This is a genomic window from Leeuwenhoekiella polynyae (genome assembly GCF_004104075.1).
Taxonomy (GTDB): Bacteria; Bacteroidota; Bacteroidia; order Flavobacteriales; family Flavobacteriaceae; genus Leeuwenhoekiella; species Leeuwenhoekiella polynyae.
Genome location: NZ_QOVK01000003.1, coordinates 77,411 through 94,072 on the forward strand (window position 1 = coordinate 77,411; position 16,662 = coordinate 94,072).

The following is a 16,662-nucleotide window of genomic DNA, read 5'->3' on the forward strand; positions in this document are numbered from 1 at the left end:
TTTCATTAAACAAAAAAATCGCCTCAATTGAAGCGATTTTATGTTAAAGCTGAACTTATTTATTCCGTTCCCAGTTGCTTGCGGTACGCATCAAGGTTATGCTTTGTTTTCGCATCTAGCTCCGGCTCTATAATATCTTTATATTCCGAAAGTTTTTCGAGTAATATATTAGCTAAAATCAAACGCGCAGTAGGCTTATCATCTGCAGGGATAATATACCACGGGGCGTGAAATTTTGAAGTTTTATTAATGGCATCTTCATAGCATTTCTGATATTCATCCCAGAGTTCGCGTTCTTTTAAATCTGCTGCAGAAAACTTCCAGTTTTTATTGGGTTTATTGAGACGACGTAGTAACCTGTTCTTTTGCTCTTCTTTAGAGAGATGCAAGAAGAATTTAAAGATGATGGTCCCGTTTTCAGCAATGTGCTTTTCAAAATTATTGATCTGCTCAAAACGCTTTTCCCAGAATGCTTCATCAATATCTGAAACACTATCAATTCCCGGAATGTTTTCGTTCAAAACATATTCCGGATGTACCCGTGTCACCAAGACGTTCTCATAATGGGTACGGTTAAAAATACCAAACTTGCCCCGAGCTGGTAATGCAATATAATGACGCCATAAATAATCGTGGCCCAACTCTAAACTTGTAGGAACTTTAAAACTATGAACAACAACACCGCGAGCGTTGAAGTTTTTAAAAACCTCCCGAATCAAACTATCCTTCCCGGCAGTATCCATGCCTTGAATACAGATCAACGCGGCATATTTACCTTGCGCATACATGGCGTTTTGAATTTCTGCAATCTTTTTACTAACCGAATCCAGCTCTTTTTCAAGTTCTTTTTTCTTACCGAAATCCTGATGGGTTTCCTGGTCTTTTAACTGAATAGGTTGTGTAATTTGATAATCTGAAGCTTTCATAGTTGGTTATTTATGCGGTAATCGATATTAAAATTTTCAGAGGTTTTCATCAAACCTATTTACTGGCAAAAAGTTTTACATCTTCTTCAGAGACTTCACTTCCACCCAAAATAATTAAGCGCTCCACAACATTACGCAACTCTCTAATATTACCGGTCCAGTCGTATTCTTGTAATTTACTGATTGCCTTATCAGTGAAGTTTTTAACAGCAGTCCCTTGCTCTGTTGCTACCTTATTAGAAAAATGAGTTACTAGTAACGGAATATCGTCTCTACGATCATTTAATGCAGGAACAGGTATTAAAATCACAGCCAGGCGATGGTATAAATCTTCTCTAAATTTACCCTCTGCTATTTCTTTCTTAAGGTCTTTATTGGTTGCCGCTAAAACACGAACATCTACTTTAATATCTTTATCACTACCCACACGAGAAACTCTACTCTCCTGAAGTGCACGGAGCACTTTGGCTTGCGCCGAAAGACTCATATCGCCTATCTCATCTAGAAATATTGTTCCGCCATTAGCAGCTTCAAATTTACCGGCGCGATCTTTATTTGCCGAAGTAAAAGCGCCTTTCACATGACCAAAAAGCTCACTCTCTATCAATTCTGAAGGTATCGCAGCACAATTCACCTCAATCATAGGGCCTTTAGCGCGATCACTTTTCTCGTGAAGCCAATGCGCTACGAGTTCTTTCCCGGTTCCATTAGGCCCGGTAATGAGTACACGCGCTTCGGTGGGAGCTACTTTTTCTATAATATCTTTGATCTTGATAATGGCTTCGCTCTCACCAATCATCTCATACTGCTTACTGACCTTATTCTTGAGACGGGTATTTTCAACAACCAGATTCTTTCGGTCTAAAGCATTACGAACCGTGTTTAAAAGTCTGTTGAGATCCGGTGGTTTTGAAATATAATCAAAGGCGCCCAAACGCATCGTATTTACAGCGGTATCCAGATCTCCATGCCCTGAAATCATGACCATGGGTATTTCAGGCTTTATCTTTTTTGTAGCTTCCAGTACCTCTACGCCATCCATCTTTGGCATTTTAATATCACAGAGAACAAGATCATAATCATTGTCTTTAATTTTCTCCATCCCTGCCAGACCGTCCTCAGCTTCCTCTACCTGATATTCTTTACTTTCCTCTGTAAGAATTTTAGTTAAAACCCTGCGGATGGCCGCTTCATCTTCTATGATTAATATTTTTGACATCTCTAAAATTTAAATTTGACACCGGTTCTAAAATAAAACGTATTGTCGCTATTTATCGTGTAAATATCGTCCCGGTTATTATTACGCAATCTAAAGTCATTATTTATTGAATGTGTTGCGTATGCATAATATAGCAAATGCTTTGTGAAAAAATGCTCATATCCTAAACCACCCAGAATAATCGTCATCGAAATATTTTCTGCTGTTTGATCATTTATAGTCATGTTGTTCTGAATGTTAGCAAAAAAGTTATCAAGTGTAACAAAAGCTTGTAAAGCATCTTTATGATCATCGTTTAAATAATGCCGAATATTTGTTTTAGGTACACCGAGGGTATACGTCCAGTTGGGATGAAATTCCCGGTAATAATTAACTAACGGAAGCGGAAAGTTACGTCCCGGAGTAGTTGAATAATCAAGCCCAAAAATCCAGCGATATGGCTTTGTGGTAGAAGCATCTTTCATATCGTTTATTGCGTAGACCGAAGCCGTGTAAATCCAGTCATCACTAACCAAACTTCCGGCTAGATTTGAGTTTATACGTGCACCCGCTTTTACACCAAAACGCCAGTTTTCTTTAGCCTTCCACACATAACCCACGTAGCCAGAAATGCGGTGTAATGAACTTACATCTTGAATGTTGAATCCTGCAGGAACCGCATCCTTTATATCAATGTTTACATTTCGGTATTCAAACCCGGCAACGATTATTTTATTCAAGTCTTTATCCAACGGAATAGGCACCTGCAACAAGGCCCTAAAACGTCCAACCGCATTATCAGAATTACTAAAAGGGATATGCATATACTCTACCCGAGCGATATCTGTTGATTGTGCCTGAGCACTTAGTGCAAAAAGCACGGTAATACTAAAAATGAGTTTCTTGATCATATATATTTTAGGAGTCTGAAGAGTTTGTGCGGTAAAAATGTACATCTCGCTGTGGAAACGGAATTGTAATATTGTTTTTCCTGAATTCTTGATCTATTCGAAACCGAATTTCACTTTTAATTCTAGGGTCTGAGAAGCTATCGTTAATAAAGAAATAGACACCAAACATTAAAGCTGAATCACCAAAATCTTCAAAAAGCACCGTAGGTTTAGGAGTTTTGAGAACCCCATTTTGTTGACCTGCGCATTCTAATAAAATTTTACGAACCAAATTCGTATCGCTACCATAGGCTACGCCAACTTTTACCGTTTCTCGCGTTGTGCGATGGTTCTGGGTGTAGTTATAAACGATGTCACTTATGAAATGATGATTAGGCACAATGATTACTTTATCATCACGAGTAAGCGCTCTTGTAGTACGCAGCTTAATTTCAAATATGCGACCTACCTTACCATCAATTTCAACTACATCTCCTACAGACAAAGACTTATCAATCATTATAAAAATTCCGCCGATAATATCAGTAAAAAGATCTTGCAACGCCAGACCAAGACCTACGAACAATGCTGCCGATGCGGTGAGCAAAACAGTCACATCAATACCCGATGCGCTCAAGGTGATAACGACAACGATAACATAAACGATGTAACGTATGAATTTGAAAATACTCTTAAACTTGAGCTCATTCTCAAGATTCATTTTACGAGTAATCAAGCTTCGTATAAGCCTTAAGACCGCTGTTGCAACTATAAATGACAACACAACCAGTAACAAATGGCCTACCGTAAAATCTATAGGCGTATTACCTGTTTTAAAATGAATACCGAGCTCGAGAAAATCCTGTATGGTTCCCCATATATTTTCTTCGAGGACGTCCTTTACCTTTTCGGCACTTTCCTTAACGGTTTCTTTTACTTCGTCTTGAATCATCTTAGTACTTAATCCACTTTAAAATTTCTTTATAAGTAGGTTTTTTACCATACATTAAAATCCCCACCCTATATATTTTTGAACCAAACCAAACGGTAAAAATAAAACTAGCTACCAGTATACTTACCGATAAAGCGAGTTGCCACCACGGTACTCCAAAAGGAATACGCATCAACATAACAATAGGCGAGGTTAGCGGTATCATAGAAAATATTGTTGCTACAGAACCATCAGGATTCTCGATTACTGCAAAAAAGCCTACATAAATCGCCAACATTAACGGCATAATGATAGGAAGCATAAACTGTTGCGTATCGGTCTCACTATCTACTGCCGCACCTATTGCCGCATAAATAGAGCTATACAAGAAGTATCCTCCTATAAAATATATCAGGAAGAACCCGGCTAGTTTGAGCAAGGGTAAATTGAGAATATCAAGAACGATAAGTTCTATTTTATCAAGATCTGTAGTTGCCATATTACCCACAGGTGTATTGGGAGCTGTTGCATCTAAACCCAGATAAAGCGTCAAAAAAGTTAACAAACCTCCACCTATAATCAACCAGATCATAAACTGCGTGATACCAGCCAATGTCGTTCCCATAATTTTACCCATCATGAGTTTAAAAGGCTTCACTGATGAAATGATTACCTCAATAATCCGATTCGTTTTTTCTTCGATTACAGAGCGCATAACCATATTACTATAAATGATGATAAACATCATCAACAAATACCCGGCACCACCCCCAAAACCAGCTTTGATCCAGCTTGATATTTTTGAAGTTCGTTCTCCTTGAAAGTCCTCAATGTTTATTGAAACCAGGGTTTTTGCTTCATCAATTAAATCTAGATCGACTCCGCGATCCAGCAACTTTTCATTGGTGATTTTAGTCTGAATTTGTTCCTCTATACTTTCTAAGGTAGAAATCCCCGGAGCTTCGTTTCCGAAGAAAATTACCCCTGATGTATTTTTCTTTACGTTTTCAGGGATATAAAGTAATCCAAAATAGTTGTTCTTTTCAACCTCTGTTTTAGCCACTTCGAGTCCGGCAGGAGAGAGATCCAGATAGTCTATACTCTCTGTATTCTCAAACTCTTTATAAAACATTGCGCTTTCATCAACTACAACAATGGTTTGTTTCCCGGCTTGATTGAGCTGTGTCAAATAGGTAATAAGCATTATCATCCCCACTACAATCAACGGACTCAAAAAGGTCATGATTATAAATGAGCGATTACTTACCCGTGCTCTATATTCTCTTCTGATTATTAAACCTAAAGCTCCCATTAATTTGCGTTGATGGTTTGAATAAATATATCATTTACTGTAGGCACTACTTCAACAAAATGATTGATAGTCCCTTTTGCTGCTAAAAAGTTCAGCAACTCGTTAGGTTTTAAATCTTCAGGAATTTTAACTTGTATTTTGAGATCATTTTCATTAATAGTTTTAAAATGAGCTTCATGCATTTCCCAATTAGAAGGAATTGAATTTAAAACTTCAGTTTGTAAAAGCTGTAAACCTGATAAACTATCGTTTGCTGTTTCTAAACCTATTTCAAAAGTATTGGTGCGGTATGCCCGTTTGATATCTACCAAACGACCATCTAATATTTTATTGCTTTTATGCATTAGGGCAATGTGATCACACATTTGTTCAACAGATTCCATACGGTGTGTTGAAAAAAGTATGGTAGCTCCTTCTTCTCGTAACTTAAGAATTTCGTCTTTGATCAACGATGCATTAATTGGATCAAAACCACTGAAGGGTTCATCAAAAATTAAAAGCTTAGGCCTATGAAGCACCGTAACAATAAACTGTACTTTTTGCGCTTGACCCTTAGACAATTCCTGTATTTTTTTATTCCACCAACTCATCATACCTAAACGCTCAAACCAGTAGGTACTGCGTTCTTTTGCTTCTGCTTTAGTGAGTCCTTTTAGTCTAGCTAGATAAATCACCTGCTCCCCTACTTTCATAGACTTGTAAAGGCCGCGTTCTTCTGGCATATACCCTATATTGATAATATGCTTTTGATCAAGAGGTTCCCCATCTAAAAAAACCGTACCGGTATCTGGCATGGTAATCTGATTAATAATGCGAATCAATGTAGTTTTACCAGCACCGTTGGGACCTAGTAATCCAAAAATACTTCCTTTTGGGACAGTAATAGAAAGGTCATTGAGTGCGGTATAATTGCCGTATTTTTTATGAATATGGTCAGCGACTAAGAGGTCTGTCATAGAATGTAAATCACCTTGAGCAAGCCCATAAGGTATTATAATGAAACAACTTTTTAATTCGAGGCAAGCCCCGGAATATTTAAATCTCGATTATCGAGTGAAAATAAAAGCTAAAGATATGAAAAGCTTACAGCCTATAAGCCAGTTAAGAATTATTTAGTACCTAAACGAAACGCTAAAGTCCTAAAAAACAAAAACCCACCCTTAATTTGCATCAAGGATGGGAAAAAAATTGCTATGAAAAAGAAAAATATCACTAACTAGTGATTAGTGATATTCAAATATACACTTTTTTCTTAATATCATCTTAAAATCTAAGAAAACATGTCTTTAACCTTCTCGAAAAAAGACTTATCCTCTCGCTGTGGTTGCGGAGAGAAATGCTCATCATCAAGCATATTTTCAAAGAAAGTTTTTTGTTCTTTATTGAGGTTTTTAGGCGTCCACACATTCACGTGTACCAATAAATCTCCTTTACCATACCCGTTAATTGACGGAATACCTTTTCCGCGTAAACGTAATATCTTACCGCTTTGAGCTCCCTCTTCAATTTTGATTCGCACCTTACCGGTAACGGTATCAATCTCTTTACTTGTACCCAGAACTGCTTCAGGAATACTTATATATAAATCGTAATGTAAATTATCTCCTTCACGGCTTAATGTGTCATGCTGCGCTTCTTCAATCACCACGAGCAAGTCACCTGCAATACCATTATTACCTGGTGCTTCGTTACCTTTTCCGGTAACTTTTAACTGCATTCCGTCTACAACACCAGCCGGTATTTTGATGGAAACCGTTTCTTCTTCGGTCTTCATTCCTTGGGAATCTGCGTCTGCAGCTTTAGATTCTATAATCTGACCGCTACCGCCACATGCTGTACAAGGAGAAGCTGTTTGCATTCTACCTAAAATCGTATTCGTAACTCGAGTAACTTGACCACTACCACCACAAGTTGTACAGGTTTTATAAGTTGTACCGCTTGCTTGCTTTTTACGCTTTACTTTGATCTTTTTCTCTGCACCATTGGCAATTTCTTCTAAAGTAAGTTTTACACGTATACGTAAGTTACTTCCTTTGGTTCTTCGCTGACCGCCAAAGCCGCCACCGAAGCCTCCAAAACCGCCTCCGCCGCCACCAAAGGCGCTACCGAAAATATCACCAAACTGGCTAAAGATGTCGTCCATATTCATGCCGCCACCGCCGCCAAAGCCACCGCCTTCAAAGGCTTGATGACCGTATTGATCGTAACGCGCACGTTTATTTTCATCACCTAGTACTTCATATGCTTCTGCAGCTTTCTTAAAGAGTTCTTCAGCTTCAGAATCCCCCGGATTTTTATCTGGGTGATACTTGATCGCCTTCTTCCTATATGCCTTTTTTATCTCTGCAGCCGTTGCATTTTTGCTTAAGCCTAGTATGTCGTAATAATCTTCTTTCATCCCTGTCTCTGCTTCAATTTATTAGTAGTAACTCTTACTTCTTACTGCCCAACTACAACCTTTGGGTAGCGAATGATTTTTTCTCCCAACTGATATCCGTTCTCAACTACATCAACAATTTTACCTTTCAAGCTATCTTTAGGAGCCGGAATCTGTGTGATTGCCTCATGTAAGTCAGCATCAAAAGCGTCACCGGTTTTTACTTCCATTTGCTTTAAACCTTTTGCCTTAAGTGTCTCTCTCAACTTATTACTGATAAGCTCTACACCTTTTTGCAGGTTTTTGTCTTTTGCTTTTTGAATTTCTGTCATCGCTCTGTCAAAATCGTCCAGAACTGGCAGCATAGCCTGCATAACTTCCTGACCTGCGGTCTTAAACATTTCTACACGCTCTTTACTTGTGCGACGTTTATAGTTTTCAAATTCAGCAAAAAGACGTAAAAATTTATCTTTTTCCTTTTCTAAGTCAGCTTTATATTTAGCCAATTCATCTTCGCTATCTTCAATTTCAACAGCATCACTTTGTGACTCTGCATCAGCCTGTTGCACATCTTGCGCTTTATTTTCTTCGTTCTCGTGAAGGATCTCTTCTTTATTTTCTGAACTCATTGTATATCTTATTTGCTTTGCAATTGGCAAAAGTACTGCCATTGTTGTAAAAATGTCAAAATGTCACCAATATATTTTATAGTTTATTTAAGAGCAAATGTTATTGTTTCTTCTATTTTTGGACTCTCAATTAACACTAAAAAAGTATTTAAAATGAAAATTAAATTTTTAACGTTATTTACTATGGCTGCGCTACTTACAGCTGCAGTATCTTGTAAAAATGAAGCTAAGAATGAAACGGAAGCTGCAGATGCTGAAGCTGCTGCTGAAGTAACTGCTGAAGCTTCAAAATTTATGCTTGATAAAGAAGAATCAGAAATTAGCTGGGAGGGTGCAAAACCAACCGGTACTCATACAGGTACTTTAGGTCTTGAATCTGGAGTTGTTCGTCTTGAAGATGGCATGCTTAGTGGTAGTTTCCTAATCGATATGACTTCTATAGCTGTTACAGATCTTGAAGGAGATCAAAAAGCAAGTCTTGAAGATCACCTTAAAGGAACAGTTGAAGGTAAAGAAGGTGACTTTTTTAACGTAAATAAATATCCTACTGCTGCTTTTGAAATTACTGGAGTAACAGAAAAAGATGGTAAGAAAATAATGGCTGGTAACCTTACACTTAAGGAAACTAAGAAAAACATCGAGTTTCCTGTAACTTATGAAGTTGCTGGTAACACGTTAACTTTAAAATCTGAGCCATTTACAATAGACCGTACTAACTGGAATGTAAACTACGGTTCTAAATCTGTATTTGACAACTTAGGTGATAAATTCATCAACGATGAGATTGAATTAGAATTTACAATTGTTGCTAACCAACAAATGTAATCTCATTCAATAGTATTGAATTATAAAACCGGCTCAAGGCCGGTTTTTTTTTATGCATAAACTTTTACGGTTTTAATGACTCTACTAGCCTAAAAGATCTTTTAAAGCATTGTGTAAGTGCTTGTATTTAAAACTATAAATCGTTTCGGTCTTTTCTGAACTCACTTTCTGACTTTCCAAAACTACAGCAGCCATCTCACCTAGCAAAAGCTTTAAAGCAAACTCTGGAACATTGGGTAAGATCAAAGGCTTATCTAACAACGCAGCAACCTCTTTAGTCAACGTCTTATTGGTTACCGGATTTGGAGCTACTGCGTTATAAATCCCGTCGAGATTCTCTTCAATAACCGTTTTAAATATTCCTGCTAAATCTTCTAAATGAACCCACGATTGCCATTGCTTACCATCTCCCAACGGAGCGCCTACATATGTTTTTATTGGCTGTGCTAATTTTTCTAATGCACCACCCTCTTTTGCCAAAACAACACCCACACGCACTTTTGCAACTTTTAGCCCCAGTTCTTGAAACTGATCTGCTGCTTTTTCCCAAGCTTCAACAACAGTTCCTAAAAATCCTTTATTATAGGTCATAAAAGCTTCGGTATAAATAGTGGTTTTTGAAGAAGGATATGCACCTATAGCACTAGCAGAAACAAACTGTTTTACTTCGTTAGGCGTATTCTGTAACGTTTTAAAAAGAAGAGCTGCAGTATTTGTACGACTATCTAAAATGGTTTTCTTGTAGCTATCTGTCCAGCGTTCTGCAATGCTCGCACCTGCCAAGTGAATAACGCTGGTGACACCCTCTAAGCAAGCTGTATCAATCTCTCCGGTTTTGGCATTCCACACAAAACCATGATAGTTTGTTTTAGTCTCTACTTTCTCTGGACTTGTAGTTAAATAATTTACTGCAATCCCGGAGTCTAATAGTTGTTTACACAATTCTTGTCCCACTAGACCTGTGGCACCTGTAATTAAAATTCGCATCGCTTGTTTTTGCACTAAGTTAGCCACTAAGCGCTTAGTGATAGCCTATTTGATAGATGTTTAACAATGCTTTAATCTATAATGCGTTATTGTACTTTAGACTTAAATATGCTTATAGTAACTTGCAGTCTTTATTAGGTTATGTATTTATGAAAAATCTGATTTTAGCACTCACTACCGGACTTTTACTGGCGCTAGCCTGGCCTACTTATGGTTTTCCATTATTACTCTTTTGCTGCTTCGTTCCATTGCTTTGGGTAACACATAAATCCATTTTAAAACCGGTTAAAAAATCGGGACTTAAACTTTTCGGCCTTGCCTATTTAGCCTTTTTTATATTCAATATCATAACCACTTGGTGGCTGTATAATTCCACAGGATTTGGGATGTGGTTTGCTGTTTTGGCGAATTCCCTTTTAATGACATTTGTATGGATGTTCTATAGACGAGCTAGCAAACGTCTTTCTGTAAACTTAAGTCTGGTTTTTCTCATTTCACTATGGATGCTTTTTGAGTTTATGCATCTCAACTGGGAATTTTCCTGGCCCTGGCTCAATCTGGGTAATGGTTTTGCTACGTACACCGGCTGGATTCAATGGTATGAATTCACGGGGACTTTTGGCGGAACACTTTGGGTTTGGGTTGTTAATGCTTTAATTTTTAAAGGAGTTTTGGCTTTCGCCGAAACAAAAAATCAAAGAACGCTGTTTATAAAATTAGCATTTGCTGCCGGAGTAATTCTTATTCCTATTGGTGCTAGTCAACTTATTTATCACAACTATACAGAAACTCAAGATCCTGTTGAAGTTGTTTTGCTTCAGCCGAATATCGACCCCTATACTGAAAAATACAATACTACAAATGAGCGTATTGCAGATTTACTTTTTGAAGAAGCTTCTAAGAGTCTGACCGATTCAACAGATTTTTTAATCGCTCCCGAAACCGTATTGGCTGAAGGTGCCGGTGTAGATATTCGCAATTTTGAATACAGTGCCGAAAAGGAAAAAGCAAAAGATTTTTTAAATACTTATCCTGACTTAAACTATCTGGCGGGAATTCAATTTTACAGGTTGTATACCAACGAGGAAGATATTATATCTACAACAAACTACGTTGGTAAAGACCGGATTGGGAATCCGATTTGGGCAGACTTTTTCAACTCTGCTTTTTTACTAAATCAATCAGACACCTCACAGATTTACCACAAAAGTAAATTGGTCGTTGGAGTTGAAAACTTCCCGTATCAAAGTATTTTAAAACCGCTATTGGGTGATGTAATGATTGATCTGGGCGGTACGGTTTCGATGAAAACGACTCAAAAAAACAGAGTCGCATTTACAGGGACTGATGAAACTAAAGTTGCTCCTATTATTTGTTACGAGTCGGTTTACGGAGATTTTGTGACTGATTATGTTAAAGCTGGGGCAGAATTTTTAGCCATCATAACTAATGATGCGTGGTGGGGAGACACTCAAGGTCACAAACAACACCTCAACTACGCCAGACTGCGGGCTATAGAAAACCGAAGAAGTATCGCGCGTAGCGCAAACACGGGTATTTCGGCAATAATCAATCAGAAAGGAGAAATTGAGAAAGAATTGGGCTATGGCTTACGAGGAACCTTAAAAGGCAATGTAAATAAAAATAAGAAGCTTACCTTTTACAGCAAGCACGGCGATTATCTTGCTAAACTAGCCTTTGTTCCAGCAATTGGCCTTTTAATTTTTTTATTTTTCCGAAGAAAAAAGCCTTAGAAACTTACCTGAAAACTACTGACCGCGATAGTAAATTATCGTACTTATTGTTTTTAGTAAAATATTGAGATCGAGAAACACATTACGGTGCTTGATGTAGAACAAATCGTATTGTAATTTTTCTAAGGTATCATCTACAGATTCGGCATAGCGTCCGCGCACCTGAGCCCAACCTGTTAAACCAGGCTTCACAACGTGTCGTATTTCATAAAATGGGATCTTTTCTGAGAGCTCCTTTACAAAAACAGGACGCTCTGGACGAGGACCTATAAGGCTCATTTCCCCTTTTAAAACATTAATACATTGTGGAATTTCATCAACACGTGTGTTTCGAAGAAACTTACCAAAAGGGGTTATGCGCGTATCCTTTTTCTGAGCCCATTGAGCTCCACCAGATTCTGCATCAATCACCATCGTTCTAAACTTTATAATCTTAAAATGCTTTCCATTTTGACCGACACGTACCTGCGTATAAAACAGAGGCCCTCTATTTGCTATAAGATTTCCTAAAAGGATCAAAGGGAGTACAATAAGTGTCAAAAACAACACGAATGCCGCAAAAATCACATTAAAAAAACTACTGACAAATAAGTAAAACCGATTCTTATTACTGCGGCTAAATGGAAAATATTTATAAAAATCACGTTCTACATGCTGTACGGGGACCCGTTGCGTAATTTCTTCATAAACCTGAGTATATTCTCTAATAGGGAATCCTTGCTCTAAAAGTGTGATCAATTTATTATACAAATCAACTCCTACACCTTGTGATGGGCTCGCAACAACGATTTCTGAAACAGAATAACGCTTTATAGCTTTCAGTAAATTATCAACTTCAATAGCTCTTAATCTTCGATCAAAAGAATCTGGCTTTATATTATCTGTATTTACAAAACCTATCACTCGATAATTAGGATCTGCAACATGAAGGTTTTCTGCAATTAAATTGATATCAAAGCTATTTCCTACAACCAGTATTCGTTTATTGAATCGCGGTGCAGAAATAAGATTGATGTACGTATAGCGCCACAGCAACAACCCTACAACTAAAGAACCAAAGAAAAATAAGATTTGTAAGCGGTTCTGCGGTAACACTGGAGTAAAAAACGGAGTTAGCACAAAAAACAAAACGGTCATAGAAACCGTTAATAAGACATTTTTAAGTGTCGTCTGAAATGAAGCTGCTTTCTGCAGGTCATACATCTCAAAGATTGCGGCAAAAAGTGTGTAATACAGTATGAGAATAAATACCCATTTCCAGCTATTGGGTTTAAATTTCAAATACTCAAAATCAAAACCATTATAGACCAATGCAATCATCAAAAAGATGAATACAAGGTCAAATATACGCAGTAGTATTTTGCGCTCTGAGATTTCGAAGTGAATGTTCGGTATCCAAGACATTTAGGGCTGTTTGGGCATTCAAATATAACGTATTTTAAGTCAAAATGTTAGACCATTGCTCCTTAACAGTATTCCAGTCATAGCGTTTAGTATACTCTTGAGCGTTTTGCACTATATTCTGAGCTTTTTCTTTGTTATCAACTAAAGATATTATTGCTTTTACAAATTCGTCACAATCCCCATCAGCGACCAATAAACCGGTTTCCTCATTCTTGATTATATAGGGGACTCCTCCTACTCTTGTACTAACTACAGGCAGACCTAAAGCCATAGCTTCTAAAACGCTTACTGGTGTATTATCAATATGGGTAGTATTTATAAAAATAGCATAATCTGCAGCAAGATCTAGCCATTCTGTTTTTTCCTGTTTCCCTGTAAAAGTCACAGGTAAACCTTTTTTATGCGCATACATTTTACAAGCTTCTAAACTACCATCTTTATCAGGACCTACCATACACAATTGAGCGTCTGGATAGTTATCACGTAATTTTTCTAAAACTTCAAGAGCTAACATTGGATTGTAAATTGCAGCGAAAGAACGTACCCATAATAATTTAGGTTGAATATCTTTTCGAAATTTAAATCTATAATTATTAAGATCTAACATATTAGGAATTACCTCAATACCTGCGAAACCTTTATTCACAAAGTGATGGGCTAAATATGCTGAAGGAGCAACTAACCTATAGGCATTTTTAAATAAAAAATCTGAAGCTTTTTGACTTCTCTTTAAGCGTTTTGGTAAGTTACCACCATGTAATATGGGGATATAGTTTAACCGAAACGTTTTACATATATGAGCTGCAGCATAAGCAAACCAAAAATTCTGAGTGCTATACGTATCTATAAGCACATAATCTGTTTGCTTTCTATATCGAAGAATAAGCTGAACCATATCTAGTAAACGAATTGACTTCGACCGTTTAGAACTCGCGTAAAAAACAACAAATCCTAAAGCTTCTAATTTAGGTCCTAGTGTATCAATACCCGTTGGAGTAAATCCCTTACTGGCTAATTTGTTTCCGAGGTAGAGTATCTTTTTTTTCATCAACTATATTCAATAAAGCTAAAGCATACAGAAATGCCGGTGCCGCCACACGCATAGACGAGTGGTTAATCGTCAGAAACCAAAAGCCAAAAAAAGAATAAAACAGGTAGTTTCTTCGGTTTCCAATTCTATAAAACAAAGGTGTACAAAATAATATCAATAAAGCGATCAATCCAAAAACCCCATGTTCAGAAAGTAGTCTGCTTATTTCATTGTGTGAGGCAGCTAGGATATCTAATTTTTCTTCTCGGTATTCTTTGGTTTTACCCACTCCAATCCCCATTATGGGGTTATTTACAAAAAAGGTAAGTTCAGAAGTAATAAGTTCTTGTCTTCCGGTTGAAAGGTCTTCTTTAATACGACCTGCTGCATCTTTATTGGCATACCTCAAATCAATAAGTCCCATTGTTCTTACTGATGTAATCAACCATGTTATGGCTATTGCACTTCCTAAAATCACCATATAAAATGAAATAGAGTTTCGTTTTCTAGAGGAAACTCCCTGAAAGTACATCACGATAAAGGCTATAGTGATTAAACCAGCGGTAAAAATTCCTCCTCTGGAAAAGGTTACAATTCCCCGATAGGTTAAAAACATCAGTAGCCCTATATTTATAAAAAATATCAGCTTATTCTTCCCATTGACAAAAATCTGTATAACCAAGGCGAACATTCCGATTCCAAGGGCAGTAGCCACTTGATTGGGTCCATAACCTCCAGATAGTGCAAAATTAGATTGTGTACCGTTAAGCACATCGCGGGTGTCTGGCGTAAAAAAGAAAAGATAAACTCCCATTGCAATCACAGGCATCAATAAACACCAAACTATATTATGAAGTTGCTGGCGCGTTATACGCCGATCAAAACAATATAAAGCAGCTATACCTAAACAAAAAGGACCACTTAAATTAAATATTACTGCTTTACGCACATTAGTATCAAAATTGAGTGTTTCAGCTGCGTAAATCACTCCCGGAATAAGCAAGAGTAAATACAACCAATACGGAGCAGATTTACGGGAGGTTCCGCTGAAAAACAATCCCAACAGAATAAAACAAATAACCGAATACTTACCAGCTTCCCAGGGAATCAAACTTCCGCCCGTCATCCTAAAAAACACTTCTCCTGCAGCCGTGTATGCCGCTGCATATAAGGCCTGATTTTGCTTATTGCCACTTTGAAAAATCCACAACGTAAAGAAAACTATAGAACCTAAAAAATACATTAAGCCGAAAAATCGAAACAAATAAATCACAAAACCGATCGCAAGATGAAGTACGATAAATTGCAAGTATCTTTTATTATGGTTCTTAAATAATTTCAGCATACAAGGTTATTACGTGCTCAATAATTTCAGACTCCTCAAATTCACAAAGAACCTTTTCTCTAAAGCCTGCTGCATTAGCCCTGAATTCACTATCTGCAGAACTCGATTTCAAAATAGCTTCTGCAAGAGCCTCTTTATCTCCAGGAGGAATGATTTTGCCATAATGCCCTAATACTACTTTACACTGCCCCACGTCAGTTGCTACTGCATCAAGACCTGCCTGACCGTACTCCAAAAGGGCCAACGGTAAACCTTCAGAATCTGAAGATAGAACGCCTATATCAAAATGCGGTAAAATGGCGGACATTTTTAAATATGTCCCGTGATAAAAAAGATTTTTGCTGAAAGGTTCGGCTTCTATACGCTCAAAAAGTGAATCGGTATAAAGACTATCTGGTACCTGCCCAAAAAGGTGTAAGGTAAAAGCGGCGTCCTGTTCTAAAACCAGTTTAAAAGCATCTAGCAATAACTGGTGGTTTTTTTGTGGCCGTAAATTGGCAACACAAACAATGCGTTTACCTTTGGCTCCAAAAACTTCAAAATCTGAATCCTTGGGTAAAGCTTCCGCAATAAAATTTTTAATGTAGAAGGCATTCTCAACCTTCAATTTTTCTTTAGACCAATGAGCGAGTTTTTCATTGACTGCAAAAACAGCATCAAATCTTCTTTTAATCAGATTCAAAGCTTTAAAATTTAATCCTCTCGATTGAATACTTGCCCCATAGTGATTATGCCAAATAAGTTTGACTTTGGGCGTTACCAGCTTGACCAAAAAACCTATAAAATAGCTGCTTCCATGCGCCTGAATTACTTCAATCTGATGTTTTTTAATAAATCGCTTCAGTCGCCATACCGCTGCAAGATCCAGTCGACGCTTTCGCTCCAAATACAAATAAGGAATTTCCGGATCGATCAATGCTTTTAAAGCACCTTCTTTTCGCGTGACACAAAGGGCAGAAACAGCTATGCGTTTGTGCAGGGCATTCGCATAATTCACGGCCATACGTTCGGCGCCACCAATTTCTAAACTATCTATAAGTTGCAAGACGCGCAC

15 protein-coding genes are annotated in these 16,662 nt (G+C 37.5%); 2 read left to right on the plus strand and 13 right to left on the minus strand.

All coding sequences use genetic code 11. The features are described from left to right. Nucleotides 1-59: 59 nt before the first annotated feature. The 8 genes from DSM02_RS05480 to DSM02_RS05515 all read right to left on the minus strand — a co-directional run bounded on the left by DSM02_RS05480 (nt 60) and on the right by DSM02_RS05515 (nt 8,263). The gene (locus DSM02_RS05480; protein WP_128764692.1) at nt 60-926 is read right to left on the minus strand and encodes a PPK2 family polyphosphate kinase; all 867 of its coding nucleotides are present in this window, start codon (nt 924-926) and stop codon (nt 60-62) included. Nucleotides 927-981: 55 nt separating this feature from the next. After that, nucleotides 982-2,145 (minus strand): sigma-54-dependent transcriptional regulator, encoded by a 1,164-nt coding sequence (locus tag DSM02_RS05485; RefSeq protein ID WP_128764693.1) that lies wholly within the window; start codon nt 2,143-2,145, stop codon nt 982-984. 2 nt (nt 2,146-2,147) lie between these two features. Next, nucleotides 2,148-3,035, minus strand: coding sequence for a hypothetical protein (locus DSM02_RS05490; RefSeq protein WP_128764694.1), 888 nt, complete (start codon nt 3,033-3,035; stop codon nt 2,148-2,150). Between the two features lie 7 nt (nt 3,036-3,042). After that, on the minus strand, nt 3,043-3,966 hold the full coding sequence (locus DSM02_RS05495; protein ID WP_128764695.1) for a mechanosensitive ion channel family protein: 924 nt from the start codon (nt 3,964-3,966) through the stop codon (nt 3,043-3,045). 1 nt (nt 3,967) lies between these two features. Continuing rightward, nucleotides 3,968-5,257, minus strand: a complete 1,290-nt coding sequence (locus DSM02_RS05500; protein WP_128764696.1) for an ABC transporter permease — start codon at nt 5,255-5,257, stop codon at nt 3,968-3,970. Further along, nucleotides 5,257-6,213: an ABC transporter ATP-binding protein gene (locus tag DSM02_RS05505; protein WP_128762456.1), complete on the minus strand. Its 957-nt coding sequence runs from the start codon at nt 6,211-6,213 to the stop codon at nt 5,257-5,259. Before DSM02_RS05505 ends, DSM02_RS05500 begins: the two co-directional genes overlap by 1 nt. Before the next feature lie 314 nt (nt 6,214-6,527). Next, nucleotides 6,528-7,655 (minus strand): molecular chaperone DnaJ, encoded by a 1,128-nt coding sequence (gene dnaJ / locus DSM02_RS05510; protein ID WP_128764697.1) that lies wholly within the window; start codon nt 7,653-7,655, stop codon nt 6,528-6,530. Nucleotides 7,656-7,696: 41 nt separating this feature from the next. Further along, nucleotides 7,697-8,263 (minus strand): nucleotide exchange factor GrpE, encoded by a 567-nt coding sequence (locus DSM02_RS05515; RefSeq protein ID WP_128762458.1) that lies wholly within the window; start codon nt 8,261-8,263, stop codon nt 7,697-7,699. Nucleotides 8,264-8,416: 153 nt separating this feature from the next. On the opposite strand from DSM02_RS05515, the gene DSM02_RS05520 reads away from it, so the two are divergent. Further along, a complete protein-coding gene (locus DSM02_RS05520) occupies nt 8,417-9,088 on the plus strand; it encodes a YceI family protein (protein WP_128764698.1) in 672 nt (223 codons plus the stop codon). 84 nt (nt 9,089-9,172) lie between these two features. Here the strand turns inward: DSM02_RS05520 and DSM02_RS05525 are convergent, their stop codons facing one another. Further along, complete coding sequence (locus DSM02_RS05525; protein WP_128764699.1) at nt 9,173-10,075, minus strand: TIGR01777 family oxidoreductase; 903 nt, start codon at nt 10,073-10,075, stop codon at nt 9,173-9,175. Between the two features lie 149 nt (nt 10,076-10,224). Here DSM02_RS05525 and lnt point away from each other — a divergent pair, with 149 nt between their 5' ends. Next, complete coding sequence (gene lnt, locus DSM02_RS05530) at nt 10,225-11,829, plus strand: apolipoprotein N-acyltransferase (protein WP_128764700.1); 1,605 nt, start codon at nt 10,225-10,227, stop codon at nt 11,827-11,829. 15 nt (nt 11,830-11,844) lie between these two features. Here the strand turns inward: lnt and DSM02_RS05535 are convergent, their stop codons facing one another. The 4 genes from DSM02_RS05535 to DSM02_RS05550 are packed head-to-tail and all read right to left on the minus strand — an operon-like array spanning nt 11,845 to nt 16,662. Beyond that, the gene (locus DSM02_RS05535; protein ID WP_128764701.1) at nt 11,845-13,233 is read right to left on the minus strand and encodes a sugar transferase; all 1,389 of its coding nucleotides are present in this window, start codon (nt 13,231-13,233) and stop codon (nt 11,845-11,847) included. A gap of 34 nt (nt 13,234-13,267) precedes the next feature. Continuing rightward, a complete protein-coding gene (locus DSM02_RS05540; protein ID WP_128764702.1) occupies nt 13,268-14,281 on the minus strand; it encodes a glycosyltransferase family 4 protein in 1,014 nt (337 codons plus the stop codon). Continuing rightward, a complete protein-coding gene (locus tag DSM02_RS05545; RefSeq protein ID WP_128764703.1) occupies nt 14,238-15,608 on the minus strand; it encodes an O-antigen ligase family protein in 1,371 nt (456 codons plus the stop codon). Before DSM02_RS05545 ends, DSM02_RS05540 begins: the two co-directional genes overlap by 44 nt. Beyond that, the gene (locus tag DSM02_RS05550) at nt 15,592-16,662 is read right to left on the minus strand and encodes a glycosyltransferase (RefSeq protein WP_128764704.1); all 1,071 of its coding nucleotides are present in this window, start codon (nt 16,660-16,662) and stop codon (nt 15,592-15,594) included. The genes DSM02_RS05545 and DSM02_RS05550 overlap by 17 nt, the downstream gene beginning before the upstream one ends.

Bases quoted from the DNA above. Each gene is read 5' to 3' on its own strand.
- DSM02_RS05540 (WP_128764702.1), bottom strand. From the start codon at position 14,281: ATGAAAAAAAAGATACTCTACCTCGGAAACAAATTAGCCAGTAAGGGA.
- DSM02_RS05490 (WP_128764694.1), bottom strand. From the start codon at position 3,035: ATGATCAAGAAACTCATTTTTAGTATTACCGTGCTTTTTGCACTAAGT.
- DSM02_RS05525 (WP_128764699.1), bottom strand. From the start codon at position 10,075: ATGCGAATTTTAATTACAGGTGCCACAGGTCTAGTGGGACAAGAATTG.
- DSM02_RS05495 (WP_128764695.1), bottom strand. From the start codon at position 3,966: ATGATTCAAGACGAAGTAAAAGAAACCGTTAAGGAAAGTGCCGAAAAG.
- lnt (WP_128764700.1), top strand. From the start codon at position 10,225: ATGAAAAATCTGATTTTAGCACTCACTACCGGACTTTTACTGGCGCTA.
- DSM02_RS05505 (WP_128762456.1), bottom strand. From the start codon at position 6,213: ATGACAGACCTCTTAGTCGCTGACCATATTCATAAAAAATACGGCAAT.
- DSM02_RS05520 (WP_128764698.1), top strand. From the start codon at position 8,417: ATGAAAATTAAATTTTTAACGTTATTTACTATGGCTGCGCTACTTACA.
- DSM02_RS05480 (WP_128764692.1), bottom strand. From the start codon at position 926: ATGAAAGCTTCAGATTATCAAATTACACAACCTATTCAGTTAAAAGAC.
- dnaJ (WP_128764697.1), bottom strand. From the start codon at position 7,655: ATGAAAGAAGATTATTACGACATACTAGGCTTAAGCAAAAATGCAACG.
- DSM02_RS05485 (WP_128764693.1), bottom strand. From the start codon at position 2,145: ATGTCAAAAATATTAATCATAGAAGATGAAGCGGCCATCCGCAGGGTT.
- DSM02_RS05500 (WP_128764696.1), bottom strand. From the start codon at position 5,257: ATGGGAGCTTTAGGTTTAATAATCAGAAGAGAATATAGAGCACGGGTA.
- DSM02_RS05515 (WP_128762458.1), bottom strand. From the start codon at position 8,263: ATGAGTTCAGAAAATAAAGAAGAGATCCTTCACGAGAACGAAGAAAAT.
- DSM02_RS05535 (WP_128764701.1), bottom strand. From the start codon at position 13,233: ATGTCTTGGATACCGAACATTCACTTCGAAATCTCAGAGCGCAAAATA.
- DSM02_RS05545 (WP_128764703.1), bottom strand. From the start codon at position 15,608: ATGCTGAAATTATTTAAGAACCATAATAAAAGATACTTGCAATTTATC.